Origin of the sequence: Lysobacter sp. K5869, from assembly GCF_018847975.1 — a bacterium.
Lineage (GTDB): Bacteria > Pseudomonadota > Gammaproteobacteria > Xanthomonadales > Xanthomonadaceae > Lysobacter.
In genome coordinates this window covers 5,119,550-5,144,922 of sequence record NZ_CP072597.1, presented here as the reverse complement: position 1 = coordinate 5,144,922, position 25,373 = coordinate 5,119,550, and the positions used below count along the sequence as shown (strand labels likewise).

Genomic DNA, 25,373 nt, shown 5'->3' with positions numbered 1-25,373 from the left:
CGAAACACGAACGCGCCGCGGATTCCGCGGCGCGTTTTTGTTTGCGCGATGCCATCGCGTCGGCCGGCTGGCCCTTCGTAGGAGCGGCGTGAGCCGCGACCGCACTGTGCCGGTCTCGCGCCGCGCAATGGGTTTCGCGGTCCGGCCAAACGCCTCCGGCAAGTCCCGTTTCAGACGGTAGGAGCTGCGCGAGCTGCGACCGCGAAACCGCAGCTACGACGAAACTTCCGCCGGCAAGCCGAACGCCCCCGGCAAGCCGCGTTTCAGACGGTAGGAGCTGCCCGAGCTGCGACCGCGAAACCGCGGCTACGACGAAACTTCCGCCGGCAAGCCGATTGCCGCGGTCGCGGCTTACGCCGCTCCTACAGGGCGAGCCCGTCGCAACGCGAAGATCGCGAGGGGGGCGCACACGCGACGCATCGCCGCTCGCGCCCCGCGCCAACGCTGCTATCGTTGGACGCCTTCCACTTCCCGTGTTGCCCGCATGAGCGCAACCGTTCCCGAGACTCACCGCGCGCCGCTGTCCGCGCGCTTGCTCGCCGCCAGCGGCGCCGTGCTCGCCGCGTTGGCGGTCGCGCTGTCGGCGTACGCCGCGCACGCGGCGGCCGATCCGCATGCGCAGACCCGGCTGCAGACCGCCGCGGTGTTCGCCTTCGGCCACGGCATCGCTCTGGCCGCGCTGGCGCCGCCGGCACGGAGAGCGTCGACGCGCGGGGTGTTGGGCGCGTTGTTGCTCGGCGTGATCGTGTTCGCCGGCGGCTTGGCCGCGGCGCATTTCTTCGATGCCTCGACCCGGCTGGTGCCGTTCGGCGGCAGCCTGATGATCCTGGCGTGGCTCGGCTACGCCGCCGACGCGGTGCGGCGCTGACATGCCGCGCCACGTCCGCGGGTTCGACGCGCAGGCCGCGCACGCGCACCTGAGCCGCGCGTGCCGGCGGCTCGGCGCGTGGATCAAGAAAGTCGACACGCTGGAGAACGGGCCGATTCCCAACGACCCGCGTTGGCGCCAGCGCTTCGATCCGGTCGATGCCTTGGCGCGCGCGATCTTGTTCCAACAGCTCAGCGGCAAGGCCGCTTCGACCATCGTGGGCCGGGTCGAAACCGCCATCGGCAGCGCGCGCTTGCATCACGACACGCTGGGCCGCTGCGACGACGCCACGCTGCGCGCTTGCGGCGTATCGGGCAACAAATTGCTGGCGCTGCGCGACTTGGCCGCGCGCGAGGCGCGCGGCGAGATTCCCGACCTGCGCGCGATGGCGCACATGGACAACGACGCCATCGTCGCCGCGCTGGTGCCGATCCGCGGCATCGGCCGCTGGACGGTGGAGATGATGCTGATGTTCCGCCTCGGCCGCCCCGACATCCTGCCGGTGGACGATCTGGGCATCCGCAAGGGCGCGCAATACGTCGACCGGCTCGAGGCGATGCCGGCGCCGAAGGCGTTGGCCGAAATCGGCGAGCGTTGGGGACCGTATCGGACGTACGCGAGTTTGTATTTATGGCGGATCGCGGATGTCGCCGAAGGGGCGGCTAAGCCGGTGAATCGGTCGCAAGGGTGAGCGTTGGCGTGGCCGCGGCATCGGGCCTGCGAGGCGATCCGCCGTTGTGCGGTCGCGACTTGCGTCGCTCCTACAGGCGCTCCGGCCGGGTTCGTTTGCGACTGTAGGAGCGACGCGAGTCGCGACCGCGAATCCGCAACTACGACGCAGCTTTCGCCGCAGGCCGATGGTCGCGGTCGCGACTTGCGTCGCTCCTACAAGGGCTTCGACCGGTTCGTTTCCGACTGTAGGAGCTGCGTGAGCTGCGACCGCGAATTCGCAACTACGGCGGAGCTTTCGCGGCAGGCCGGTTGTCGCAGTCGCGACTTGCGTCGCTCCTACAAGGGACTTCGGCCGGTTCGTTTCCGACTGTAGGAACTGCGCGAGCTGCGACCGCGAATCCGCAACTACGGCGGAGCTTTCGCCGCAGGCCGGTTGTGGCGGTCGCGACTTGCGCCGCTCCTACAGTGGCTCCGGCCGGTTTATTACGGGCTGAGGTATCGCGCGTCCGGCGACCGAGGATCGGGCGGCTTGCTCGCCGGCTGCCGTGCCCCAAGGCTCACGCCGGCGAATACCGCCAATGCCAAGGCTCGTAAACGATCCCGTGCGGGTTGTCGCGCGGATAGCTCATCACGAAGCCATGGCCGCCGGCGTTCCCGCGCAGCCAAGCGAACGCGGGCGTCCGCTCGAAGGATTCTTCCGCCGGCGGCTCGCCCGGCGCGCCGATGTCGATCGCCAGCCCGCTGTGGTGTTCGCTGTAGCCGGGCGCGGCGTTGACGGTGAGGATCTCCTCGACGCGTTGCCCGCGCGCGAGCTTGCGCTCGAAAATCCCGAGTTGGTAATCGTGGCTGCGGTAGCCGGAGATCGCTTCGAGCACCACGCCTTCGCGCAGCGCGGCGTCGCGCAGATGCGTCCAGGCGCGCGCGGCGGCCGGATGCAGCCACAGCGGGCGACGGTAGCGGTCGAAGCCGGCGAGGGCGAGGCGGTCGGGTTCGGCGATCAGCGCCAAGCCCGTGCGCGCTTCGTATCCGTCGGCGTCCAGACCGAGCGCGTCGAGGCGTTCTTCCAAGCGGTCCAGCGGCAGTTCGCCGACCCGTTGCAATCCTTCGCGCCGGTAGTCGACGACGCGTTCGAGCGCGTCCAGCGCGGCGTCGATGCCGTCCTCGCGCATCAGCCGGTGCACCAGCGGCAGCAGGCCTTCGGGCAGGTCGGCGGCGAGGAAGCGGCCGTCGCGCTTGCGCCGCAGCACGTGGCGCGCGCGCGCCAGGGCGCGGGCGTCGGCGTTGCTGCGCGCGCGCAGCAGGCCGCCGGGCCAGAGTTCGATGTCCGGGGTGTTGATCAGGACGCGGCCGGGAGTGCGCATGCGGGCAGGGTAGCGCGCGGGCGCGCGCATCGCCAAGGCGACGCGCGTGCAGTTCAGGCGGGACGCTTGAAGTACAAACGCGTGCCGAGCACACCCGGGTCGTGTTCGACCGCGACCAGTTCCCACCCCAGCGCGCCCTGGCGGTCGAGTTCGTCCTGAATGCGTTCGCGCATCGGCGCCTCGAACAGTTTGTAGGTCAGTTCGATGACGAGGTGCTTCCACAGCTGGCTCATGCGTCTTCCTCGGGGGAGGGGGGCGGCGGGGACGGGGGCGGTTCCTGGCGCGGCAAGCGGCCGTTACGGCGCAGCGCGTCGCGCAGCACATATTCGATCTGGGCGTTGAGCGAGCGCAACTCGTCGTCGGCCCAGCGCTGCGCGGCGGCGAGCACCTCGGCGCTGATCCGCAGCGGGTAGGCCTTCTTCTCGCTCACCGCCGGCCGGCCCGCTGGTCGTCGCGCGGGGCGCGGTAGTCGCGCTTGAGCCGCGACAGCGCCACCAGCATCACCACCGCCAGGCCGTTGACCGAGACCAACAGCAACACGGTGACGACGAGGATGCGGTTGTAGTCGCCGTGGGCCCAGTAGAAACCGAGCGCGGCCAGGAACATCGAGATCGCCACCAGCGCCAGCAGGCGGCCGAAGCGCGCGGCCGCGGCGGCGGGGTCGCGCAGGCGCGAGGCGTCGAGGCCGTTGATCAGATGCAGATTGCCGCGCGCGACCAGCACCGCGGCGACCAGGACCGGCACGCCGCTGATCGCCAGGATCAGCGGCAGCGCGAGCGCGTTGTCGGGCAGGTTCATGGCGCGCTCCTCAGTACAGGCTGCCGGTGTTGACGATGGGCTGGGTGCCGCGCTCGCCGCACAGCACCACTAGCAGGTTGCTGACCATCTGCGCCTTGCGCTCTTCGTCGAGTTGGACCACGCCGTTCTTCTGCAATTCGGCGAGCGCCATTTCGACCATGCCGACCGCGCCGGCGACGATGCGCGTGCGCGCGGCGATCACCGCGTTGGCCTGCTGGCGCTGCAGCATCGCCTGAGCGATTTCCGGCGCATAGGCCAGATGGCTGATGCGCGCGTCGGAGACGTTGACGCCGGCGTCGGCGAGGCGTTCCTGCAGTTCTTCCTTGAGGTGCTGGGAGATCTCGGTGGCGTGGCTGCGCAGCGAGAGCTGGCCGTCCTCGTGCTGGTCGTAGGGATAGCTGGTGGCCATCGCCCGCAGCGCCGATTCGGACTGGATGTGGACGAAGGTTTCGTAGTCGTCGACGTTGTAGACCGCCTCGGCCGAGTCGACCACCTGCCAGACGATCACCGCGGCGATTTCGATCGGGCTGCCGTCGAGTTCGTTGACCTTGAGCTTGCCGCTCTCGAAGTTGCGCACGCGCTGGCTGACCTTGCGCTTGGCGTAGAGCGGGTTGTTCCAGCGCAGGCCGTTGTCCTTGACCGTGCCGACGTATTTGCCGAACAGGCTCAGCACCGCGGCCTGATTGGGCTCGACCATGTACAGGCCGAACAGGCAGAAGCCGGTGACCAAACCGAGCAGCACCGCGATCACGGTGACCGCGCTGGGGCCGGCGGCGGCGCTGGAGACGAAGACGTAGCCGCAGCCGGCCAGGATCAGCAGCAGGCCGAGCAGGGCCGGGATACCGGGGAGGGACTGGGTGGGGTTCTCTTTCATGGCGGCTCGTCCTTGGGGTTCTGGTGGTTTGATATCAGATTGATATCAGATCGTCAGCTGCCGTTGGTCGGGATGAGGTTCGACGGGCCGGAATCCTGTAGGAGCGGCGTGAGCCGCGACTGCGGGGTGGCCGCTCGCGGCGGGGCTTTCGGCGTAGGTGCGATGTCGCGGTCGCGGCTCGCGCCGCTCCTACAGGGGGCGGGCCGATTTGCGGTGGGGCCGGTCGGGCAGGGGGTTCCGGCGTAGGCGTGGTGTCGCGGTCGCGGCTTACGCCGCTCCTACAGGGAGGAAACCGGCTTTACGGGGCGATCCGGTACAACGGCGCCGGGATGAATTCGCCGGTCGCGTAGAGGAAGCGGCCGTCGGCCGACCAGCCCAGCGCTTCGGCCTGCGGCAGCCACGGCAGTTCGCTGACCCGCGGCGGGCCGGCCACGGCCTGCGCCCAATCCTGTTGCGGCTGGCGCGGGTACAGCAGCAGGTAGCGGTAGGTCATCACCGCCAGGGTGCGGCCGTCCGGCGAGACGTCGGCGGCGGTGACCTGGCCCTGGATCTTGGCCCGGAACGGGTTGGACTGGCGCAGTTGCGCGTCGGGTTCGGGCACGCCGGCCAGCTCGCCGAGCTTGGTCGCGGTCTGCAGCGCGTTGCCGGCCGGCATCAGCGGCAGCGAGAACAGTTCCGGCGGCTGGCGCTTCTTGGAGATCAGCAGGATCTGCTTGCGCGCCACGTCCACCGCCACCGCCTCGCAATCGCGCGCGCCGTCGGGCCAGCGGAAGGCGATCGACCACGCCGGCTTGAGCCGCGCGTTCTCGATCCGCTCGGGTTCTTCGATGATGTGCAGCTGCAGGCTGCGGCGCAGGCCGCCGTTGTCGCCGGTGTCGGCGATCAGCAGGTAATGGCGGCCGTCGAGTTCGAAGGCCGCCATGTCTTCCCAATCGGTCTTGATCGCGCCTTCGATCCGCGCGGTGGCGAGGCGGTCGCCGTTTTCGGCCACGGCGAACAACCGCTCGGGGTTGCCGCCGTCGTCGTGCATCCACAGCACGCCGGGATGCCGGCGCGAAGCGGCCAGCCCGCTGATTTCCGACAACTGCGGGTCCAGCAGCATGCCGGCCAGCTCGCTGGTGCCCGGTGCGGGCGGCTGCGCGCGGTGCGCGCGCCACAGCGCCAGCGCGCTCGCCAGCGCGGCCGCGAGCAGCGCGCCGGCGGCCAGCCAACGCCAGCGGCGCGCGCCGCGCGGCGCGGGCGGCGCGTCGGCGAGGCGAGGGGCGGCGGCACGGTCGGCGTGCCGTTGGGACGCAGAGGACATGGCCTAAAGCATCGCATGCGCCCCGGCGGCGCCATAGCCCGGCAAGGCCGCGGCGGACGCGGAAAGTTAGACTAGGCTCATCCCTCCCCACTGTTTCTGAGGTTGCACGCCATGACCACGCTCGGCACGCCGCTGTCCCCACACGCTTTCCGCGTGCTTCTGCTCGGTTCGGGCGAGCTGGGCAAGGAAGTGGCGATCGAGCTGCAGCGCTTCGGCGTGGAAGTGATCGCCGCCGACCGCTACGCCGACGCCCCGGCGATGCAGGTGGCCCACCGCAGCCACGTGCTGGACATGCTCGACGGCCAGGCCGTGCGCGCGCTGATCGCGGCCGAGCGGCCGAACCTGATCGTGCCGGAGATCGAGGCGATCCACACCCAGACCCTGGTCGAGCTGGAAGACGAGTTCGCCCGCCGCGGCAGCGACACCCGCGTCATCCCGACCGCACGCGCCGCGCGCCTGACCATGGACCGCGAAGGCATCCGCCGCCTCGCCGCTGAAACGCTGAAACTGCCGACCTCGCCGTACCGCTTCGTCGACACGCGCGAGGACTACCGCGCGGCCGTGGCCGACGTCGGCCTGCCGTGCGTGGTCAAGCCGGTGATGTCGTCCTCGGGCAAGGGCCAGAGCCTGGTGCGCGGCGACGCCGACATCGACGCGGCTTGGGACTACGCCCAGACCGGCGGCCGCGCCGGCGCCGGCCGGGTCATCGTCGAGGGCTTCATCGACTTCGATTACGAAATCACCCTGCTGACCGTGCGCCACGCTGCCGGCACCACGTTCTGCGCGCCGATCGGCCACCTGCAGCGCGACGGCGATTACCGCGAAAGCTGGCAGCCGCAGCCGATGAACCCGGTGGCGCTGGCGCGCGCGCAGGACATCGCCCGCGCCATCACCGACGATCTCGGCGGCTTCGGCGTGTTCGGCGTCGAGTTGTTCGTCAAGGGCGACGAGGTGTGGTTCAGCGAAGTCTCGCCGCGGCCGCACGACACCGGGCTGGTCACGCTGATCTCGCAGGACCTGAGCGAGTTCGCGCTGCACGCGCGCGCGATCCTCGGCCTGCCGATCCCGACCATCCGCGAACACGGCCCGTCCGCGTCCTGCGCGGTGCTGGCGCAGGGCCATGGCGTGCCGGTGTTCTCCGGCGTCGATGCTGCGCTGGGGCAGATCGACACGCAACTGCGATTGTTCGGCAAGCCGCGCGTGGAAGGCCACCGCCGCGTCGCGGTGACCCTGGCGCTCGGCACCGACATCGACGAGGCCCGCGCCAAGGCGCGCGAAGCCGCGGCGCAGCTGCGGATCGAATTGCGCTGAGCGCGGTCCAAGCCTTACGACTCCTGCGCACGCGCTTCGCGCGGACGCGATCTTCCACCGCGCGACCTTCGAGAGCGGAACGACGATGAACGAAACCCAAGGCTACGCCGTGTTCTTCTTCCCGCAGGCGCTGGAAGCGCTGGGCGAGGCGATCCGTCCTTATTTGCTCGACGGACCGGCCGGGCCGCACGTGCTGTGCAAGGAGATCGACACCGGCGGCGCGTTCACCGAAATGACCTTGGAAGGCCGCACCGCCGACGGGCGCGACCTCACCTTGGAACTGATGGTGCCCGGCAGCATGCTGCGGATGATCGTGTCCGCGCACGGCGAGGGCTCGTTCGGCTTCGGCCCGCGCAACGCGGCGAAACCCGCGGCGAAGCCGGCGAGCGCGCCCGCGCCGGTCGCGGCGCCCGCGCAACCGCCATCGCCGCCGGCGGTGCCTGCGCCGGAAACGCCCGCGCCGGCGGTGCCGGACGCGCCGTCGCCGGTGATCGCGAGCGAAGACAAACCGAAGTGATGCACGCGGCCTTCGGCTCCGCGGCTTCGCGCTCGGATCGCGACGATCCGAGCGCGGCGCGTCGAATCTGACGTTCTGCGTGCGCTGGTTGCGCACGGCGCCTTGGTTTACCCTGCGCACGGCCGCGAGCGACGCGGCCGTTTTTCGTTCACAAGGATTCGTGTCATGCAAGGCGACACCGTTACGCTCTACCGCCCCGTCGGCCCCAACGAACTCGAACGTCTGCGCGAGAACGCATTCAAGCGCTGGCCGCCGCGCCTGCCGGAACAACCGATCTTCTATCCGGTGACCAACGAGCGCTACGCCGCCGAAATCGCCGAGCGCTGGAACGTCAAGGACAGCGGCTACGGCGCGGTGACCCGCTTCGAAGTCGACGCCGGTTTCATGGCCCGCTACCCGATCCAGAAAGTCGGCGGCGCGCACCACACCGAGTGGTGGGTGCCGGCCGAGGAGTTGGAGGCGCTCAACGACCACATCGTCGGGGTGATCGAGGTGGTGCGCGAGTTTCGCGCGGAGTGAGCCTCGGATTTCGCTCGCGGCGAGACGCCGGGCGATCTCAATCGACCGGGCAAGCCCGGTCGAACCATTCGTGCGGATCGGCGCCCACCGCGACGAAATCCGCTTCGCTCATGCTGCCGTGGCCGACCACGAACACCGTCGGCGGCGTCAGCGCGCCGTGCACCACGACCGCGCGTCCGCCGCCGTCGTCGCCGATGGTCACGAAGCCGGGGCAGTATTCGCGGATTTCGTAAGTCAGATTGCGCTCGACGATTTCGTCGAGCGCGTACAGCCGCACCGCGCCGTTCTCGCAGTCCGCGCGAGCGAGCAGGAACGCGCGCAGCGCGGCGGCGAGCGGGGCGCCGTGCCAGTGTTCGACTTGCGCGAGCGTCTCGATTGCGCTCATGCGGCGTGGGCGAAATGCGCGGTCACCGCGGCGACGATCTTTTCGATGTCGTGCGAGTAGAACCCCGACGAATTGAAGGTATTGAACTCGATCACCTTGTAGCCCTCGTCGGTCAGCGCCACGTCCATCGCACAGACCGGGTGCGGCAGCCAGCCGTCGGCCAGCGATTGCGCGATTTCGTACAGCTCCGGCCGGGCCACCGCATTGGCCATGCGCTGGCCGGCGATGCGGTAGGACGAGCCGTCCACGACTTTCCCGCCGACCACGAAGAAACGCCACTCGCCGTGCAGCGTCTGCACCGGTGCCACGATGACTTCGGTTTCGGCGTCGAAGCTGTAGTTGCCCGAATCCACGCTGCTCATCCAGCGGCGGATCTCCTTGGCCACGGTCACGGTGCCGTCGAAGTGCTTGAGGTCCTGCACCGGCCGCACGAACCAGCGGCTGTCCTCGTCCTCGTCCAGCATCGCCGCCATGCATTCGCGCACGCTCATCTGCCGCACGCGCTGGTTGAGCATGTCGTCGCGATGGCGGTTCCAGGCGTCGACGCGGAACAAGCCTTCGTCGAAGCACAGTCCGCGCCAGCCGCGCTTTTGCGCCAGCCGGGTGAGCTTGGTCGCGCCGTAGGGAATCACCACGCCGCCGAGCTCCGGCACTTCGTTGCCGAGATCGTCTGAGAACGGGATCACCTGGATTTCCTGCACGCGCGCGCCGGCATTCTCGGCGGCGCGCCAGACCCGGCGTATTTGATCGTCGGCGATGAAGTTGGTCTGGATGGCCCAGGTAACGGGCGTGTTCATGACGAATCCTTGGCGTCGAACGTCGCGGCCGGTCCTGCGGCCGCGCGCCATGCTAGCGCGCTTGCGGCGAAGCGAACGGCGCCGACCGTTCGGCGGCGACGAAGGGCGTCGCCGAAGTTCAGGTCGAATCCCGCGCGAACAGCACGATGTCGCTGCTGGTGGCCACGATAAAACTTTGGCCGGTGGGCGAAAAACCGTAAGCGACGAGGGGCCATGTCGAGAGCAGCTTATGCGCCTTGCCCGCATGCGCGGGGCGCGGATCGAACAGCATCGAAAAAGGTTCGATCAGGAAGACATCCTGTTGCGGCCAGTCGGGAGCGGCGATTTCCAAATGCCAACCGTCGTGGGCGCCGCGGTTCAAACCGCCGCCGCCTATGCCGGCCATGCGTACGGTTTGGCCTTGTAGGGGGCCGATGCCTTCAGTCTCCATGCGGCGATCATCCAATCCGATGTCGTGGTAATCGCGCGCGAGTTTTTCTCCGCTGCGCATGTCGAACACGCCGCGTCCCCGGCTCGATGCGACCAGCAGCAGATCGCCGTCTGGTTCGAAGCCAACCCATTCCAATCCGCCGATTGCGATCCGAGCGACTTCGTGCCATGGATCGGGCGGGGGCCCGATCTCGATGGCGCGGATTCGCGTGCGCAGCGATTGCCGATGCGTGTCGTCCATCGTGGAGCGGCGACTTACTGCGCCAAATCCACCCACACCAAATGATGATCGCTCGCCTCGGAAATCTTCGACTCCTCGCTGCCGGCCTTAGGCCAAAACACCCCCGTGCCCTCGACCTTCCAACCGCGCGACGGCAATACATAGTCGAGCCGCAGCGTCCCCGCCTTCGGGCCGAAGTCGCCGGTGTGGGTGGCGATGTCGCCCTTGCGCGGGAAGCCGTAGCCTTGCGCGCGTTCGCTCGCGCCTTCGCTGCGCGGGACGTGGGTCGAATCCACGCGCGGGTGGTCGAGCAGTTGCTTGATCGCGCCGGGCACGCCGTCGCCGTCGACGGGGTCGGCGTTCATGTCGCCGACGATGACGAAGCGCGCGTCGTCGGCCAGGCCGCCGCAACGGCCTTGGTCGTCGCACAGCCATGCGGGGCGGCCGCCGTCGAGGTAGCGCGCCCATAGCGCGATTTCATCGTGATTGCGCGCGCCGTTGCGGTCTTCGGGGCCGTCGAACACCGGCGGGGTGGGGTGCGCGGCGAGGAAGTGCAGCACGCCGAGCGGGGTGCGCACCGGTACGTCCCAATGCGATTTCGACGACAGGCGCATCTGCGGCCACACGCTCGCCGAGTACCACGGCTTGCCGGTGGACGGGTCGCGCGGTTGCCGCGCGTTCGGCAGGTTCGCCCACTTGAAGGTTTGGAAGCTGCGCACCGCGGCGGCGTCGATGGGGTACTTCGACAGCACCAGCATGCCGTATTGGCCGGGGTGCAGGCCGTAGCCCCAGGCGTCGTTGCCGCGCGCGCGGTCGCCGCGCGCGGCGTCGCCGGATTTTCCGTCGCCGTCGAGGTCCAGGCCGCTGGGCACGCCGGTGTTGACCGGCGCGAGGTAGCGGTACGGATAGCGCAGCGCTTCGCCGCCGCCGGGTTGGGCGACTTCGAGGTAGTCGTGTTGGAACAGGTCGGCCGCGCGCTGTTGCGGGTCGTAGTCGAATTCGTTGAGCAGGACCAGATCCGGACGCACGCGCTGCAGCACCGCGGCGATCTTGCGCGCGTTGTCGTCGCCGGCCTGGAAGCGGCGGATCAGGCCGCCGTCGGCTTCGTCGTAGAGCGAGGTGTTGTAGGTCGCCACGCGCAGCCGCGCCGGCGCGCCGGCCGGGGTCTGGGCGTCGGCGTAGGCCTTGGGATCGCCGTGGACGTTCACTTGCGTGCAGCCCGCGAGCAGGGCCGCGGCGAGCGCGGCGCAGGGGAGGAGGAGTCTGGACATGGCGGGGATGATGGCATGGGGATGAGGCAGGCGAATGAAGGGAGGCAGGGGGAAAGGGAAAGAAGGGAAAGAAGGGAAAGAAGGGAAAGAAGGGAAAGAAGGGAAAGAAGGGAAAGAAGGGAAAGAAGGGAAAGAAGGGAAAGAAGGGAATGGTTGGATCGCCGGCCAAGCCCGATTCCGATGGAGGCCGCCATTCCCCCATTCCCTTCTTTCCCTCTTTCCCCTCTTTCCCTTTTTCCCCTGACTCCCTTCATTCACTCGCCCCAAAAAACGACGCCCCGGCAAGCCGGGGCGTCGTCGCGGAACGAAGCGAACGAATTACAGCGTGCAACCCAGCGCCGAGTACTGCGCCTTGCTCTGCTCCAGCGCGGTCTTGCAGGCGCCGGCCAGGGCGGTCTTGCCCTGCGGGGTGGCGGCCATCTGCGCCCACGAGCTCTGGCTCTGGTCGAGCGCGGCCTGCAGGCCGGCGCGCTGGTCGGCCGGGACCTTGTCGGTGAGGCAGGCGCGGACCTTGCTCAGGTAGTCGTCGCACTCGGGCACGCCGACGCTGGCGGTCGGCGCGGCGGCCGGAGCGGCAGCGGCGTCGGCCGGGGCGGCCGGAGCGGCGTCGGTCGGAGCCGGGGTGGCGGCCGGGGCAGCGTCGGCCGGGGCCGTGGCGGCCGGAGCGGCGGCGTCGGCCGGAGCGGCGTCGGCCGGCTTGTCGGCGGGCTTGTTGCAGGCGGCCAGCGCCAGGGTGACGGCGGCGGCCAGGAACAGGACCTTCAATTTCATTGCGGACTCCATGTGGCGGTAAGTGATGAGGGCGGCGGCTCCATTGCCAGGCCAGCGAGTGGCGCCATCCCGCTCGTCGTGTTCACGACGCGGCTACGAGATACACGACCTGAACGTGACGCGTGTTACGAATGTGTAAAAACCCGCCAGTCGCGGCCATCGAAGGCCTCCAACGGTCGAAAACGGCGCTTGTAGTCCATCTTCGGATGGCCGGCGATCCAGTAACCCAGGTACAGATGCTTGCGCCGCTCGCGCCGCGCCCATTCGATCTGGCGCAGGATCGCCAGCGTGCCCAGGCTGCGGTCGGCGAGGTCGGGGTCGTAGAAGGTGTAGACCGCCGACAGCGCGTCCTCGACCACATCGGTGACCGCGACCGCGAGCAAGCGGCCGTGACCGGCTTCGCGCAGTTCCAGGAAGCGGTTCTCGCTCCAACTGCCGATCAGGAATTGATCGAACTCGATCGCGCCGTGGCCGTCCATGCCGCCGCCGGCGTGGCGCGAGGCGAGATAGCGCCGGTACAGCGCCAGTTGCTCGGGCGTGCGCTCGGCGCGGTGCACGCGCATCTCCACCTGCGCGTTGCGCGCGAGGCAGCGGCGCTGGCTGCGGTCGGGCTGGAAGCGATCCACCGGAATGCGCACCGCGACGCAGGCGCGGCAGCCGCTGCAATGCGGGCGGTAGACGATGTCACCGGAGCGGCGGAAGCCCCAGCCCAGCGCGTGCGGATACCAGTCGCGCAGGCGCGGATCGCGCGGGTCGAGCACCAGATCGCGGGCGATGCGCTCGGGCCAATAGCCGCAAGCGTGCTCGCCGGTGTGGAACAGGCGGAGGTCGTCGCTGTCCGGCTGCGGTTGCGTGCCCATGGGCTCAGCATAGCGCCGGGTCGGTGAGTTGCGCATGCAATGGCTCCCGGTTTGCGCGACCGCGCCCGGGGCCGGCGCGGCGCTGAATCGGTGCTGGACGGCGCCGGCGCGAAAACGCGTCGGCGCGCCCCCTTGTCAACCGCCACGCGGCCGGGGCGTTGATCCGGTCATCGGCGCCGCGGTGGCGCCCCCGCAGGAGTCCGACGATGACCCGTTTCCCGCTGTATCTCGCCGCGATCGCCGCGGCGGCCATGTTCGCCGGCGCGGCGACCGCCGTGTTCGCTCAACCGCCGGCCGCCGGCGCCGGCGCGGATGCCGGCCAACGTCCGCGCATGAAGATCGACGCCAACGGCGACGGCGTGATCTCGCGTGAGGAAGCCGCCAAGTTCCCGCGTCTGGCCGAGCGTTTCGACGAACTCGACAAGAACCACGACGGCAAGCTCGACGCCAGCGAGCGTCCGCAGCGCCGCGGCGGGCGCGAGCACGGCGGCCGCCACGGCGGGCCGGGCGGCGCGGCCAAGCTCGACACCGACGGCGACGGCCGAATCAGCAGCGCCGAAGCGGCCAAGTCGCCGCGGCTGGCGCAGAACTTCGCCCAGATCGACGCGAACAAGGACGGTTACCTCGTGCGCGGCGAGCTGCGCGCCTACTTCCAGCGCGAGCGTCCGAAGTGGGAAGCCGAACGGGCCAAGCGCTTCGACGCGAAATTCGCCGAAGCCGACCTCAACCACGACGGCAAGCTGAGCAAGATCGAAGTGCAGGAAAAGATGCCGCGGCTGGCCGAGCAGTTCGCCTTCCTCGACGAGAACCGCGACGGGTTCTTGAGCAAGGACGAACTCAAGCCGGATCGCCCGCGCTGAATCCCGGCGGCCGGATGCGGCCGCGGACCCCTCCCTGGCTGTAGTTCAGGGCGCCGCGAGGCGCCCTGTTTTTATCCGCGGCGGCGGCTGCTTCTGCGCCGCTAGGTTCGCGCCGCCGCGTGCGCGGCTCGCAGCGACGCGCGGCTCAGCCGAAGCGGCCTTCGCGATACAGCACCCAGGCCATCGTCAACAGCAGCAAGGCGTTGCTCCACACCATCGCCGGCACGCTCATCAGCCAGCGATAACAGCGGCTTCGGCGCGGGTCGCGGCCGGTTTCGCGATGCACGCGCTCGAACATCGGCGCGAGGCGGCGCGGCATCCACACCAGGCTTTGCCAGGTCGCGAGCGCCACGAACAACAAGGTGTACGCGCCGGAGGCGATCCAGCCCGGGGTGGCCGCCATGACCGCGAGAAACCCCAGGCACCCCGCCGCGGCGCTCATGCACAGCCAGATCACCACGCGCACGATGTCGCGGCGCTCGTCGCCGTCGGCGGCGTACGCGAACAAGTAACGCGTCATGACATAGCCGACGATGGCGCCGCCGGCGACGCCGCCGAGGATGCCGCCCAGTCCGCCTTCGCGCAGGAACACCTGCAACGCGGCGTGCGCGCCGTGCGGCGCGGCGGCCTGCTGCAACAGCGCGAGCGCGCCGCCGCCGGCCGCGCCGCCGCTGGCGCTGGCCGCGCCGAGCCCGAATTTGCCGGCCAGGCCGGAACCGGCGGCGCCGCCGACCAGCGCCGCGGTGGCGATCGTCGGCGGCGCCAGCACGCCCAGCGCCGAAGCCACCAGCGTGGTGAAGCCGACCGACGGCGCGCTGGCGCGGGCGAAGGCCGCGAAGCGGTCCATCAATTCCTCGCGCACCGCGCCGCGCGCGCGCGACAGGCGCTTGCGCACCGCCGCGTCGCTGAGACCGAGCAGGGCGGCGACTTGCTGCGAACTCTGGCCTTCGCGGTAGTACAGCAACAGCACTTCGCGACTTTCGTCGGGCAGCGCCGAGATCAGCTCGGCGGCGACGCGGGTGCGTTCGGCTTCGAGCAGGCGCTCGATCGCGCCGGGTTCGGGATCGGCGGCCAGTTCGATCGCCAGTTCGGCGTCCTCGACCTCGCGCGGCTGGCGTCCGCGCCCGCGCAGGTGGTCGCGGGCGAGGTTGCGGGTGATCTGGCGCAGCCACGGCAGGAAGCTGGACGGATTGTGCAGCTTGCGGATGTTCTGCCACGCGCTGAGGAAGGCCTCTTGGGCGATGTCCTCGCTGGCGTGGACGTCGCGCACCATCGCCAGGGCGATGGCGGTGATCGAGTTCTGGCAGGCGCCGACGATGCGCGAATAGGCGGCGGTGTCGCCGCGCGAGGCCAGCGGCAGGTCGTGGCCGATCAGCGAGTGCAGGGCGTCGGCGTTCATCGCGGGCGGTGCGCGAGGGCGTGGCGGGCGGCGGGGCGGCGCATGCGGTCGGGCTCCTGGCGGCGGCATCGGGCGATGCGTTGCAGTCCTGGACGGCGCGGCCGGGAGAATGTGACCGCTCGGCGCAGGAAATCTTGCGGGACCGGGGGCGTTGCGGCGGCTGAGGTTGGGCCGTTCGCGGATCGGCGGGAGCGGCGCGAGCGGCACGAGCGGTTCCGCGGCGGCCTGCGGAGCAAGATCAAAATGGGTTCCGGCGTTCGCCGGAATGACGGGTGGGCGGGGGCGCGTCAGCCCCCCATCGCCCGCACGGTCTTGACCGTCTTCGCCACGCTCCACTGCCCGCCGGCGCGCTTGACCTCCAAGGTCTTGTACACCGCCACCGAGCGGTTGTAGTACGCGCTGTACTCGACCGTGCCGCCGTCCTTCGAGGTCGGCCGGAACGCGTGCACTTCGATCACCTCGGCCGGCTGGCCGTCGCGCGCGCGGCTGCCGCCGGCCTCGTCGGCGATTTCTTCGCATTGGCTGGCCGGCAGCAGGCGCAGGTTCGGCCGCGCCAGCGCGGTCAGCAGCGGGCGCGGGGCGTCGCGGCGGTCCACGCGCAGGCATTGGGTGGCTTGGTCGGCTTCGGCCAGTTGCGCGGCGAACACCGCCTGCGCCAACGCGCGCGGCGTGGCCGCGACGCTGCCGTCGAAGGCGTGCGTCGCCAGCGCGGCCTCGGCCGGATCGACCGGCGCTTTCGTCGCCGGCAGCGTGCGCACGCCCTGGAACAGCGCCAAACCCATCGCCACCGCGATGCACACCAACAGCCCGACCTTGATCCGCAGCATGCGCTTGTCGCGCGGCTGGCGCGCCAGTTCGGCGTCGGAACGGAAGCGGTACGGCGCTTGATTGACCTGCTCGCCGCGGGTGCTGTCGATCAAACCGGCCTCGCGCAGCAGATCGCGCGCGCGCAGCTGATCTTCCGAACGGATCACCCACACCGTCGGCCGCTCGCCGGCGTCCTCGCGATAGCTGAAGCTGGAGCGGCGATTGCCCTTGTAGGAGCGGTCGTTGGTGACCCGCACCTCGATCCCGGCCTCGCGCAGCAACTGCGCGACGCCTTCGACGTTTTCCAGGCGCGAACTGGTGAAAACCTGCCTCATTTCATTCCTTCGCCGGTACGTGCGCGGCCGCGGCCTGATCGGTCACGACGCGGATCAAGCCTTCCTGCGCGGTGCTGGCCACCAGGTGGCCGTCGCGGTCGTAGATTTGCCCGCGCGCCAAACCGCGCGCGCCCTGCGCGCTGGGGCTGTCGATCGAATACAGCAGCCACTCGTCGGCGCGGAACGGGCGATGGAACCACAGCGCGTGATCGAGCGAGGCCATCTGCACGTTCGGCTGGTAGTAGCTGATGCCGTGCGGAAACGTGGCGGTGCCGAGCAGATGGAAGTCGGACGCGTAGGCCAGCAGCGCGCGATGCAGCTCCGGCGCGTCGCCGACGCGTTCGCTCAGGCGGAACCACACTTGCTGATACGGCGGACGCTTGGGCGGGTTGAGTTCGTCGCGCGGATACACGTGGCGGAACTCGAACGGCCCCTGCCGCGAGAGCCAGCGCTGCACTTTGTTCGGCAGCGTCGCCATCACCTCCGGCGGCACCGGCGGCGCGGGCGCGATGTCCTCGGGCTTGGGCACTTCCGGCATCGACAGCTGATGCTCGCCGCCTTCTTGGTCGACCTGGAACGAGGCGGCGAGGAAGAAGATCGGCTGGCCGTGCTGGATCGCGGTGACCCGGCGCACCGAGAAACTGCCGCCGTCGCGGGTGCGGTCGGCCTGATAGACGATCGGCGCCTCGATGTCGCCGGCCTTGAGGAAATACGCGTGCAGCGAATGCGCCGAGCGCGCCGAATCCAAGGTCGCCTGCGCCGCCGACAGCGCCTGTCCGAGCACCTGACCGCCGAACACGTACTTGGTGCCGATGTCGCGGCTCTGGCCGCGGAACAGGTTGTCTTCGAGCCGTTCCAGCGACAGCAGTTCGATCAGTTCGGAGACGGGAGAGGAGGTCATCGGCCGGCCGGGAGAGGAGTCGCGGGGAGTATAGCGGGACGGCGGACACGCTCCGGGCGCGACCGCGGCGGCCGGCGCGGCTCGCGCGGCGGGGCGGGGCGCCCGTGCGGCGCCCGCCGAGCGTCAGGGCCGCAGACGTTCCAGGCCGCAGCCGGCGAGCACCCGCGGCCACGGGAACAGCGGGCCGGGATCGCGCTTGCGCGGCACTTGCACGGCCGGATCGTCGCTGGCTTCGGTCAGAGCGGTGTCCAGATCCTCGTGCCCGGCGATCCAGCGCAGCGCCGGCAAGCGCGCGCGCAGGTCGGCGAGCAGGGCCAGCAGCGCCTGGATCTGCGCCGGCGGATAGGCCTCGTCCATCGCCTGATGGCGCGAATCCAGCCAATGCGGATAACGCCCGGTGTTGACCAGTTCGATCCCGACCGAACGCGGGTTGTAGCCGCGCACGTGGTGGGCGACGCGCTCGTCGGCGACGTAGCGCAGCGTCGCGCCGTCGCGGTCGATGTAGTAATGGCCGCTGTTGCCGGTGCCGGAGGCCGGATAGAGCACGCGCTCGCCGTATTCGCGCGCGGTCGCCAGATCCGGCAACTCGGTGCAGTGGATCACCGCCAGATCGATCGCGGCCGGATCGCGCGGCTCCAGGCGGGCTTCGTAGGGCAGGGGCGCGAGCGCGAAATTCAGGGGCGGCATGGGGCCGGATGCTACCATTCGCCCCTGCTTCGGAGCCCCCCATGACCACCCTGCCGCCCGCCGATTCCGCGCTAGGAAAACTCATGGCCACGCTGCCGCGGCCGGGCCGGGTCGAGTGGATCGGCGTGCGGCCGGCGCGCGGGGTCGCGATGCGCGAGGTCGACGAGGTGGTGGCGCAGGCGGGCATGGGCCTGGACGGCGACCGCTACCAAGGCGGCAGCGGCAAGCGCGGCATCACCCTGATCCAGGCCGAACACCTGCCGGCGATCGCGGCCCTGGCCGGGCTCGACGCGGTCGCGCCGGCGACCCTGCGCCGCAATATCGTGGTGTCGGGTCTGCCGCTGATGGCGCTCAAGGGCCGCCGCTTCCGTCTCGGCGAGGCGCTGCTGGAGACCACCGAATCCTGCGATCCGTGTTCGATGATGGAAGCCGCGCTCGGCCCGGGCGGCTACAACGCGATGCGCGGGCACGGCGGCTGGTGCGCGCGCATCGTCGAGGGCGGGATCATCCGCCGCGGCGACGCGTTGGTGCCGGCGGGCGATGCGGCGGCGTGAGTTTTCGCTTGCGGTCCGGATCGCGCGCGGCGGGTTTCGATCGCGATCGATGCGGTGAGGCGTCGTTGCCGCGTTCGCGCATCGGCATGACGACGTCGCGCCCGACGCTGGGCTTGCGGACGATCCGCGGCTGTTGCGTTTCTGTTTTCAGATGATTGTTTTTGAGTTTCGATTTTTTCGCGAAGCGATCCGCTACTCCTTCACCTCGGCTCCAAGATGATCACTTCCGGACATTGCATCCTGTCTCATGGCTTCGAAAGCGGCCCCAACGCCACCAAGGTGAAAGCCTTGGCCGACGCCGCGCAACGCCTGGGCTGGACCCATGAACGCCCCGACTACACCGATCTGGACGCCAAGCGCGAGGTCAGCGACCTGGGCGACGTCTATGCGCGCATCGACCGTCTGCTCGGTCTGGCGCGCGCGGCCGCCGAGCGCGGGCCGGTGGTGTTGGCCGGATCGAGCCTGGGCGCCTACATTTCCGGCGCGGTGTCGCTGCACGTGCGGCCGGCCGCGCTGTTCCTGATGGCGCCGCCGATCCAGATGGGCCCGGCGCCACGCTTGCAGGCCGCCGACGTGCCGATCAGCGTGCTGCACGGCTGGGACGATGAACTGATCCCCGCCGCCGAGGTCGTAGCCTGGACCCAGCCGCGCCGCGCGCGTCTGTTGCTGGTCGACGACAACCACCGTTTGGAACGCAACGTCGACGCCAGCGCCGACGCTTTCGCCCGTCTGCTGCAGAGTCTGTAAACACGCATGAGCAAGTTCTACGCAAGCTGCGGCAAGGGTTTGGAATACCTGTTGGCCGACGAACTGGCCGCGCTGGGTTGCGCGCGCGCCACCGCCGCCACCGCCGGCGCCAATGTCGAAGGCACCCTGGCCGACGCCCAGCGCGCGGTGCTGTGGTCGCGGCTGGCCAGCCGCGTGCTGTGGCCGATCGCCGAATTCGATTGCCCCGACGAACACGCGCTGTACGCCGGCGTCGCCGCGCTGCCGTGGCCCGAGCACCTGGAAGCGGTGCACACCCTGGCGGTGGACGCGCACGTGTCCGGCGAAGCCATCACCCACGCGCGCTACGCCGCGCAGCGGGTCAAGGACGCGGTCGTCGACGTCATGCGCGCGCAGACCGGCGCGCGTCCGGACGTGGACACCGAAGCGCCGGACCTGCGCTTGAATCTGGTGGTGCGCAAGGGCCGCGCAGTGTTGTCGATCGATCTGGGCGGCGGCCCGTTGCATCGCCGCGGCTGGCGCCAGCATCAGGGCGAGGCGCCGCTGAAGGAGAATCTGGCCGCGGCGGTGCTGCTGCGCGGCCAATGGCCGAAGCTCTACGCGCAGGGCGGCGCGCTGTTCGACCCGATGTGCGGCAGCGGCACGCTGCTGATCGAAGGCGCGCTGATGGCCGCCGACGTCGCGCCGGGCTTGCTGCGCCACGGCCTGCTGCCGCCGACGCGCTGGCGCGGCTTCGATTTCGCCGGCTGGCGCGCGCTGTGCGACGAAGCGCGCGCGCGCGAAACCGCCGGTTTGACCGCGCTGCGGCCGGTGTTCGCCGGCAGCGATATCGACCCGCAGGCGATCCGCGCGGCGCGCGAGAACGAGGCGATGGCGGGTTTGGCGGGATTGATCCGCTGGGACGTGGCGGCGGTGGAGTCGTTGCGGGTCGTGCCGGAGCCGTTGCGCGCGACGGCGCGAGCCGACGTCGCGAACGACGCCACGTCCTCCTCCGACCGTGATCCCCGCGAAAGCGGTGATCCAGGGCTTCACCGCGACGAATCCGCCAGCGCGAACAACAACAGCGAAGCCGGGCAGCCGCGCGGCTCCGCCGACGGTTCTCCGGCGGTTGGCGATTCGGCTACCCCAGTTGGACTGGCCGTCTGCAACCCTCCCTACGACGCCCGCCTCGCCGCCGATCCCGCGCTTTACCGCGGCCTCGGCGACGCGCTCAAGCGCTTGGTGCCGTCGTGGCGCGCCAGCCTGCTGTGCGGCGATCCCGCGCTGGCCCAGGCCACCGGCCTGCGTGCGAGCAAGAAATACCAGCTGTTCAACGGCGCGATCGAATGCGCGCTGATCGTCTGCGATCCCATCGCCCGCGTCGGCCACGCCGAGCAGCGCGCCAAGGAACAAGACGCCGCGCCGCAGCCGCTCAGCGAAGGCGCGCAGATGGTCGCCAACCGGCTGCGCAAGAACCTGCGCAAGCTCAAGTCCTGGCGCCAGCGCGAGGGCGTGAGCTGCTTCCGCGCCTACGACGCCGATCTGCCCGAATACGCCGCGGCCATCGACGTCTACGCCAGCGACGAAGCCGCGCCGCGGGTCTATCTGCACGTGCAGGAATACGCCGCGCCGGCCGACATCCCCGAAGCCGACCAGCGCCGCCGCCGCAACGAACTGCTGGCGGCCGCGCGCGAAGTGTTCGAGGTGCCGCGCGACCGCATCGCGCTGAAGACCCGCGCGCGCGGCAAGGGCGGCAGCAAGTACGGCCAGTTCGACCAGCGCGGCGAGTTCGTGCCGGTGCGCGAGGGCGCCGCGCGCCTGCGCGTGAACCTGTTCGATTATCTCGACACCGGCCTGTTCCTCGACCACCGCCCGATCCGCCTGCGCATCGCCGAGGAGGCACGCAACAAGCGCTTCCTCAACCTGTTCGCCTACACCGGCGCGGCCAGCGTGCACGCGGCGGTCGGCGGCGCGGCGGAAACCACCACGGTCGATCTGTCGGCGACCTACCTGCAATGGTGCGCCGACAACCTGCGCGAGAACGGCATCGGCGGCGCCCAGCACCGCTTGATCCACGCCGACGCGATCGCCTGGCTGGAGGCCGACCGCGGCCGCTTCGACCTGATCTTCTGCGACCCGCCGACGTTCTCCAACTCCGCGCGCGCCGACGATTTCGACATCCAGCGCGAACACGTGCGCTTGCTGCGCGCGGCGGTGGCGCGTCTGGCCGACAACGGCGTGCTGTATTTCTCCAACAACTTCCGCCGCTTCCGCCTGGACGAGGACGCCATCGCCCAGTTCGCGCGCTGCGAGGACATCACCGCCGCGACGATTCCGCCGGACTTCGAGCGCGATGCGCGCATCCACCGCTGCTGGCGACTGGAGCCGCGCTGATGATCGCCTCGACCATCGCTTGCCTCGTCGCCGCGCCGCGGAGCCGCGCATGAAGCCGCAGCGCAAACCCGGCGCCTGGACGTTCTTCCGCCAGTGGCTCAAGAACCCGCTGCGGGTGGCCGCGGTGGCGCCGTCGAGCGCGGAACTGGCCGCGGCGATGATCGCCGAACTGCCCGACGACGCGGCGCGCGTGATCGAACTCGGCGGCGGCACCGGCGCGATCACCCGCGCCTTGCTCGACGCCGGCATCCGCGATCAGGACCTGCTGGTGCTGGAGCTCAACGAAGAGCTGCACGCGCACCTGCAGGTGCGCTTCCCGCGCGTGCCGGTGCTGCTCGGCGACGCGCGCATGCTGCCGGCGCTGGCGCGCGAGCAGGGCTATCTGAGCGACGGCCCGGCCGACGCGGTGGTGTCCGGGCTCGGCTTGCTGGCGATGCCGCATCCCTTGCAGCGCGACATCATCGCCGCCGCGTTCCAGTGCCTGCGCCCCGGCGGCGTGTTCGTGCAGTTCACCTACGGCCCGGCCGCGCCGGTTGCCGATGCGGTGGCGCGGCAACTGTCGCTGCGCGTGCGCCGCGGCGAGTTCGTGCTGCGCAACGTGCCGCCGGCGACGGTGTACGTCTACACCCGCGCGGCGGGCTGAGGCGCGAGCGCCGGTCATCTCCCGACGCAGACGCAAACGAGGTCGATGCATGGACGATCAACGGACTCAGGATGCGCAGGCGTTGTTCGCCGATTTCGCCGCGGCGATGAACGCATGGGAGGTCGAGGCCTACGCGCTCAGCCGCCCCGAAAACGGCGGGCTGGAGCCGCACCTGGAGCGCATCCGGACCGGGTTGAACGCGATCTACGCTCGCTTCCTGACCGCGAAAGAGCGCAAGACCGGCCGCCTGGCCGGCCCCGATGTCGGCTTCCCGCCCGAATACGACCCGGCCAACGAAAGCGTCGTCGGCGCGGAGGATCTCGGCAGGAAGTGCATGTTGGAAACGCTGTGGACGCATCCGACGATGCGGCATTACACGCAACGTCGGCGCTACACGCTGATGTTCGCCCACGACCGCTGGTGGATCGACAAGAAAGAAACCTTCAGCGCGGTGAAGGGCAAATGGACGAATCAGGTTTTGTGATCGGGCCTTGAGGTTCTCGAACGCGATCCGACGGGAAGCGTCGCTGGCTCGGTTAAGGCGCGGTAGCCGTGGTCCGCGCCGTAACCGCCGAAGGCTCCCGGTAGGAGCGGCGCGAGCCGCGACTGCGGGGGTTCCGCTCGCGGCGGAGGTTTCGGCGTAGTTGGGTTGTCGCGGTCGCGGCTCGCGCCGCTCCTACAGGGGCTCCGGGGGCTTTCGTTCCGTTTTTGTTACGGATGATTGCAGTTTTGGTCGTATCGTTCTGAAAATGCAGTGGCATCCTAGCTCCAGCGCCAATCCGGCGATCCCTTAGGAGCAAGGCCCATGGCCACCACCGCCACCACTTACGCCCGCGTCGGCCGCAAGCTGCGCGGCCAGGCCACGTCCGACGGTGCGGGCGTCCGCCTGACCCGCGTCATCGGCGGGCCGCAGTTGCCCGACCTCGATCCGTTCCTGCTGCTCGACGAGTTCGGCACCGACCAGCCCGAGGACTACCTCGCCGGTTTCCCCGAGCACCCGCACCGCGGCTTCGAGACCGTCACCTACATGCTCGACGGCCGCATGCGCCATCGCGACAACCACGGCAACGAAGGCGTGCTGGTGCCCGGCAGCGTGCAGTGGATGACCGCCGGCCGCGGCCTGGTGCATTCGGAGATGCCCGAGCAGGAGGAAGGCCGCATGCGCGGCTTCCAACTGTGGGTGAATCTGCCGGCGCGCGAGAAGATGACCGAGCCCAAGTATCAGGAGTTCGCGCCCGAGCGCATCGTCCAGCTGACGCCGGCCGACGGCGTGCGGGTGAAGCTGATCGCCGGCCAGATCGGCGACGTGCGCGGGCCGATCCGCCAGCCGGCGACCGACCCGGTCTACATCGACGTCGAGCTGCAGTCCGGCGCGGCCTGGGAGTACGAACTGCCCGAAGGCCACAACGCGTTCGTCTACGTGTACGAAGGCGGTGTGTCGCTCGGCGACGGCGAGGATGCGCGCGCGGTCGACGCGCAGGAAATGGTGGTGTTGGCGGGCGGTTCGACGCTGAAGCTCGGCGATGCCGGCCGCGGCAGCCGCCTGATCGTGGTCGCCGGCCGGCCGCTGCGCGAGCCGGTGGCGCGTTACGGTCCGTTCGTGATGAACACCAAGCAGGAAATCATGCAGGCGTTCGTCGATTTCCAGGAAGGCAAGTTCTGAGCGGCGCCGCGACGACGCCGATGCGATGAAGAAAGGCCACGCTCCGGCGTGGCCTTTTTCTTGTTCGCGCCGCGTTTGCGCATCGCGTCGTCGGCGCCGCGCGGCGAGTCGCGCGCGAACGCCGCGAACGATGCAGCGCTTGGCCGGGCGCCGCGAACGCGCGCGTTGTCCTGAGTGTGCCGCCGCGCCGCGCGCTTGCGCGTGCGCGCACACGGCGTACGCGCCGCGCGAATCGCGGCTTTCTTCAGGAGCACCGTCATGGCCACCCGCATCGATCCGCGCCAGTTCGTCATCGTCGCCAGCTACGTCTCGGCCGGAGTCGCCTCGGGCGCCGGCGGCTTCGTCATCGTCGGCGGCAAGATCAAGAAAGTGCCGCCGCGCGGCCTGCGCCAGTTGCAAGCGGTGTACCAGATGCTCGACGCCGCCGAAGGCGTCGGCGACGCGGCCATCGCCGCGCAGCTGCAGAAAACCGCGATCGATCTCGCCGGCATCGCCGTAGGCCAGAAAACCGCGCGCTAGTCGTATAGGGGCGGCGTAAGCCGCGACCGCGGATGCGCGGCTGCGATGCGGGTTTCGCCGTAACCGAGGTGGCGCGGTCGCAGCTTGCGCAGCTCCTACAGTCGGAAACGAAACCCGCCGGAGCCCCTGTAGGAGCTGCGCAAGCTGCGACCGCGCCAACCCAACAACGACGGAACCGCCCCCCAAACGAAAAAGCCGCGCAACCGCGCGGCTTTTCCGTTACCGACCCACCGCCCTCAGTCGTCCTTGCCCAACCACCGATACACCGCGCCGCCGATCAGGCCGCCCAGGATCGGCGCCACCCAGAACATCCACAGCTGCCCCAGCGCTGCGCTGCCCGCGAACAGGGCCACGCCGGTCGAGCGCGCCGGATTCACCGAGGTGTTGGTCACCGGAATGCTGATGAGGTGGATCAAGGTCAGGCCCAGGCCGATGGCGATCGGCGCGAAGCCGGCCGGCGCGTTCTTGTGGGTCGCGCCGAGGATGATCACCAGGAACATCGCGGTCATCACCACTTCGGTCAGGAACGCCGAGGCCGCGGAATAGCCGCCCGGCGACATCAGGTCGTAGCCGTTGCTGGCGAAGGCGCCGGCCGCGTTGGGATCGATGCTGAAGCTGCCGGTGCCGCTGGCGATGTGGAACAGGATGAAGCCGGCGAGGATCGCGCCGAGCACCTGGGCGACGATGTAGGGCAACAAGTCTTTGGCGGGGAAGCGGCCGCCGGCCCACAAGCCGAAGCTCACCGCCGGATTGAAGTGGCCGCCGGAGATGTGGCCCAGCGCGTAGGCGCCGGTCAGCACGGTCAGGCCGAACGCCAGCGCCACGCCGAGCAGGCCGATGCCGAGCGGGTTGCCGGCGCCGCCGAAATTGGCCGCGAGCACGGCGCTGCCGCAACCGCCGAGCACCAGCCAGAAGGTACCGATGAACTCCGCACCCAGTCGCTTGATCAT

General features: G+C 69.9%; 31 protein-coding genes. 13 read left to right on the top strand and 18 right to left on the bottom strand.

Annotation, left to right across the window (positions count from 1 at the left end; genetic code table 11):
- Positions 1 to 484 precede the first annotated feature (484 nt).
- Both J5226_RS21795 and J5226_RS21790 read left to right on the top strand, forming a co-directional pair.
- A complete protein-coding gene (locus tag J5226_RS21795; RefSeq protein ID WP_215836969.1) occupies positions 485 to 868 on the top strand; it encodes a DUF423 domain-containing protein in 384 nt (127 codons plus the stop codon).
- A 1-nt stretch (position 869) separates the two neighbouring features.
- Positions 870 to 1,559, top strand: coding sequence for a DNA-3-methyladenine glycosylase 2 family protein (locus J5226_RS21790; protein ID WP_215836968.1), 690 nt, complete (start codon positions 870 to 872; stop codon positions 1,557 to 1,559).
- 538 nt (positions 1,560 to 2,097) lie between these two features.
- Here the strand turns inward: J5226_RS21790 and J5226_RS21785 are convergent.
- The 6 genes from J5226_RS21785 to J5226_RS21760 form a co-directional block, all read right to left on the bottom strand.
- Positions 2,098 to 2,901, bottom strand: coding sequence for a M15 family metallopeptidase (locus tag J5226_RS21785; RefSeq protein WP_215836967.1), 804 nt, complete (start codon positions 2,899 to 2,901; stop codon positions 2,098 to 2,100).
- 53 nt (positions 2,902 to 2,954) lie between these two features.
- Positions 2,955 to 3,134, bottom strand: coding sequence for a DUF4177 domain-containing protein (locus tag J5226_RS21780; RefSeq protein ID WP_215836966.1), 180 nt, complete (start codon positions 3,132 to 3,134; stop codon positions 2,955 to 2,957).
- On the bottom strand, positions 3,131 to 3,331 hold the full coding sequence (locus tag J5226_RS21775) for an Arc family DNA binding domain-containing protein (protein WP_215836965.1): 201 nt from the start codon (positions 3,329 to 3,331) through the stop codon (positions 3,131 to 3,133). Before J5226_RS21775 ends, J5226_RS21780 begins: the two co-directional genes overlap by 4 nt.
- Positions 3,328 to 3,699 (bottom strand): hypothetical protein, encoded by a 372-nt coding sequence (locus J5226_RS21770; protein ID WP_215836964.1) that lies wholly within the window; start codon positions 3,697 to 3,699, stop codon positions 3,328 to 3,330. The genes J5226_RS21775 and J5226_RS21770 overlap by 4 nt, the downstream gene beginning before the upstream one ends.
- Before the next feature lie 10 nt (positions 3,700 to 3,709).
- Positions 3,710 to 4,573, bottom strand: a complete 864-nt coding sequence (locus J5226_RS21765) for an SPFH domain-containing protein (RefSeq protein ID WP_215836963.1) — start codon at positions 4,571 to 4,573, stop codon at positions 3,710 to 3,712.
- 298 nt (positions 4,574 to 4,871) lie between these two features.
- On the bottom strand, positions 4,872 to 5,876 hold the full coding sequence (locus J5226_RS21760; RefSeq protein ID WP_215836962.1) for a hypothetical protein: 1,005 nt from the start codon (positions 5,874 to 5,876) through the stop codon (positions 4,872 to 4,874).
- 111 nt (positions 5,877 to 5,987) lie between these two features.
- Between J5226_RS21760 and purT the strand changes: the two genes are divergently transcribed.
- From purT to J5226_RS21745, 3 genes are all read left to right on the top strand, one after another.
- Positions 5,988 to 7,187, top strand: a complete 1,200-nt coding sequence (gene purT, locus J5226_RS21755; RefSeq protein ID WP_215836961.1) for a formate-dependent phosphoribosylglycinamide formyltransferase — start codon at positions 5,988 to 5,990, stop codon at positions 7,185 to 7,187.
- An 85-nt stretch (positions 7,188 to 7,272) separates the two neighbouring features.
- Positions 7,273 to 7,704 carry a hypothetical protein gene (locus J5226_RS21750; protein ID WP_215836960.1) on the top strand — a complete coding sequence of 144 codons (432 nt, stop codon included), beginning with the start codon at positions 7,273 to 7,275 and terminating at the stop codon, positions 7,702 to 7,704.
- Between the two features lie 165 nt (positions 7,705 to 7,869).
- A complete protein-coding gene (locus J5226_RS21745; RefSeq protein ID WP_215836959.1) occupies positions 7,870 to 8,223 on the top strand; it encodes a hypothetical protein in 354 nt (117 codons plus the stop codon).
- 37 nt (positions 8,224 to 8,260) lie between these two features.
- On the opposite strand, the gene J5226_RS21740 is transcribed toward J5226_RS21745, so the two are convergent.
- The 6 genes from J5226_RS21740 to J5226_RS21715 form a co-directional block, all read right to left on the bottom strand.
- On the bottom strand, positions 8,261 to 8,608 hold the full coding sequence (locus J5226_RS21740) for a hypothetical protein (protein WP_215836958.1): 348 nt from the start codon (positions 8,606 to 8,608) through the stop codon (positions 8,261 to 8,263).
- Positions 8,605 to 9,405 carry an ATP-grasp domain-containing protein gene (locus tag J5226_RS21735; RefSeq protein WP_215836957.1) on the bottom strand — a complete coding sequence of 267 codons (801 nt, stop codon included), beginning with the start codon at positions 9,403 to 9,405 and terminating at the stop codon, positions 8,605 to 8,607. The genes J5226_RS21740 and J5226_RS21735 overlap by 4 nt, the downstream gene beginning before the upstream one ends.
- A gap of 118 nt (positions 9,406 to 9,523) precedes the next feature.
- Positions 9,524 to 10,075 (bottom strand): hypothetical protein, encoded by a 552-nt coding sequence (locus J5226_RS21730; RefSeq protein ID WP_215836956.1) that lies wholly within the window; start codon positions 10,073 to 10,075, stop codon positions 9,524 to 9,526.
- Between the two features lie 14 nt (positions 10,076 to 10,089).
- Entirely contained in the window at positions 10,090 to 11,325 is a 1,236-nt protein-coding gene (locus J5226_RS21725; protein WP_215836955.1) for an endonuclease/exonuclease/phosphatase family protein, read from the bottom strand.
- Between the two features lie 318 nt (positions 11,326 to 11,643).
- Positions 11,644 to 12,096, bottom strand: coding sequence for a hypothetical protein (locus J5226_RS21720; protein ID WP_215836954.1), 453 nt, complete (start codon positions 12,094 to 12,096; stop codon positions 11,644 to 11,646).
- Between the two features lie 125 nt (positions 12,097 to 12,221).
- Complete coding sequence (locus J5226_RS21715) at positions 12,222 to 12,956, bottom strand: arginyltransferase (RefSeq protein WP_215836953.1); 735 nt, start codon at positions 12,954 to 12,956, stop codon at positions 12,222 to 12,224.
- A 206-nt stretch (positions 12,957 to 13,162) separates the two neighbouring features.
- Between J5226_RS21715 and J5226_RS21710 the strand changes: the two genes are divergently transcribed.
- Positions 13,163 to 13,816, top strand: a complete 654-nt coding sequence (locus J5226_RS21710; RefSeq protein ID WP_215836952.1) for a hypothetical protein — start codon at positions 13,163 to 13,165, stop codon at positions 13,814 to 13,816.
- 145 nt (positions 13,817 to 13,961) lie between these two features.
- Here J5226_RS21710 and J5226_RS21705 read toward each other — a convergent pair whose 3' ends face one another.
- The 4 genes from J5226_RS21705 to J5226_RS21690 form a co-directional block, all read right to left on the bottom strand.
- Positions 13,962 to 15,215: an RNA polymerase sigma factor gene (locus J5226_RS21705; protein ID WP_215836951.1), complete on the bottom strand. Its 1,254-nt coding sequence runs from the start codon at positions 15,213 to 15,215 to the stop codon at positions 13,962 to 13,964.
- Positions 15,216 to 15,502: 287 nt separating this feature from the next.
- Complete coding sequence (locus tag J5226_RS21700; RefSeq protein WP_215836950.1) at positions 15,503 to 16,357, bottom strand: hypothetical protein; 855 nt, start codon at positions 16,355 to 16,357, stop codon at positions 15,503 to 15,505.
- Between the two features lies 1 nt (position 16,358).
- On the bottom strand, positions 16,359 to 17,258 hold the full coding sequence (tesB, locus tag J5226_RS21695) for an acyl-CoA thioesterase II (RefSeq protein ID WP_215836949.1): 900 nt from the start codon (positions 17,256 to 17,258) through the stop codon (positions 16,359 to 16,361).
- A 123-nt stretch (positions 17,259 to 17,381) separates the two neighbouring features.
- Positions 17,382 to 17,945 (bottom strand): N-acetylmuramoyl-L-alanine amidase, encoded by a 564-nt coding sequence (locus tag J5226_RS21690; RefSeq protein WP_215836948.1) that lies wholly within the window; start codon positions 17,943 to 17,945, stop codon positions 17,382 to 17,384.
- A gap of 41 nt (positions 17,946 to 17,986) precedes the next feature.
- Between J5226_RS21690 and J5226_RS21685 the strand changes: the two genes are divergently transcribed.
- From J5226_RS21685 to J5226_RS21660, 6 genes are all read left to right on the top strand, one after another.
- On the top strand, positions 17,987 to 18,499 hold the full coding sequence (locus J5226_RS21685; RefSeq protein ID WP_215836947.1) for an MOSC domain-containing protein: 513 nt from the start codon (positions 17,987 to 17,989) through the stop codon (positions 18,497 to 18,499).
- 219 nt (positions 18,500 to 18,718) lie between these two features.
- The gene (locus J5226_RS21680) at positions 18,719 to 19,246 is read left to right on the top strand and encodes a hypothetical protein (RefSeq protein WP_215840530.1); all 528 of its coding nucleotides are present in this window, start codon (positions 18,719 to 18,721) and stop codon (positions 19,244 to 19,246) included.
- A 6-nt stretch (positions 19,247 to 19,252) separates the two neighbouring features.
- Entirely contained in the window at positions 19,253 to 21,598 is a 2,346-nt protein-coding gene (rlmKL, locus tag J5226_RS21675; RefSeq protein ID WP_215836946.1) for a bifunctional 23S rRNA (guanine(2069)-N(7))-methyltransferase RlmK/23S rRNA (guanine(2445)-N(2))-methyltransferase RlmL, read from the top strand.
- Positions 21,599 to 21,647: 49 nt separating this feature from the next.
- Entirely contained in the window at positions 21,648 to 22,241 is a 594-nt protein-coding gene (locus J5226_RS21670) for a methyltransferase domain-containing protein (RefSeq protein WP_215836945.1), read from the top strand.
- Positions 22,242 to 22,323: 82 nt separating this feature from the next.
- On the top strand, positions 22,324 to 22,725 hold the full coding sequence (locus J5226_RS21665) for an NTF2 fold immunity protein (RefSeq protein ID WP_215836944.1): 402 nt from the start codon (positions 22,324 to 22,326) through the stop codon (positions 22,723 to 22,725).
- A 321-nt stretch (positions 22,726 to 23,046) separates the two neighbouring features.
- Positions 23,047 to 23,904 (top strand): pirin family protein, encoded by an 858-nt coding sequence (locus tag J5226_RS21660; protein WP_215836943.1) that lies wholly within the window; start codon positions 23,047 to 23,049, stop codon positions 23,902 to 23,904.
- Here the strand turns inward: J5226_RS21660 and J5226_RS21655 are convergent.
- The gene (locus tag J5226_RS21655; RefSeq protein WP_215836942.1) at positions 23,829 to 24,164 is read right to left on the bottom strand and encodes a hypothetical protein; all 336 of its coding nucleotides are present in this window, start codon (positions 24,162 to 24,164) and stop codon (positions 23,829 to 23,831) included. The two genes, J5226_RS21660 and J5226_RS21655, sit on opposite strands and share 76 nt — an antisense overlap.
- Here J5226_RS21655 and J5226_RS21650 point away from each other — a divergent pair.
- Positions 24,163 to 24,423 carry a hypothetical protein gene (locus J5226_RS21650; protein WP_215836941.1) on the top strand — a complete coding sequence of 87 codons (261 nt, stop codon included), beginning with the start codon at positions 24,163 to 24,165 and terminating at the stop codon, positions 24,421 to 24,423. The two genes, J5226_RS21655 and J5226_RS21650, sit on opposite strands and share 2 nt — an antisense overlap.
- A 236-nt stretch (positions 24,424 to 24,659) precedes the next feature.
- Here J5226_RS21650 and aqpZ read toward each other — a convergent pair whose 3' ends face one another.
- Positions 24,660 to 25,373: an aquaporin Z gene (aqpZ, locus tag J5226_RS21645; protein WP_215836940.1), complete on the bottom strand. Its 714-nt coding sequence runs from the start codon at positions 25,371 to 25,373 to the stop codon at positions 24,660 to 24,662.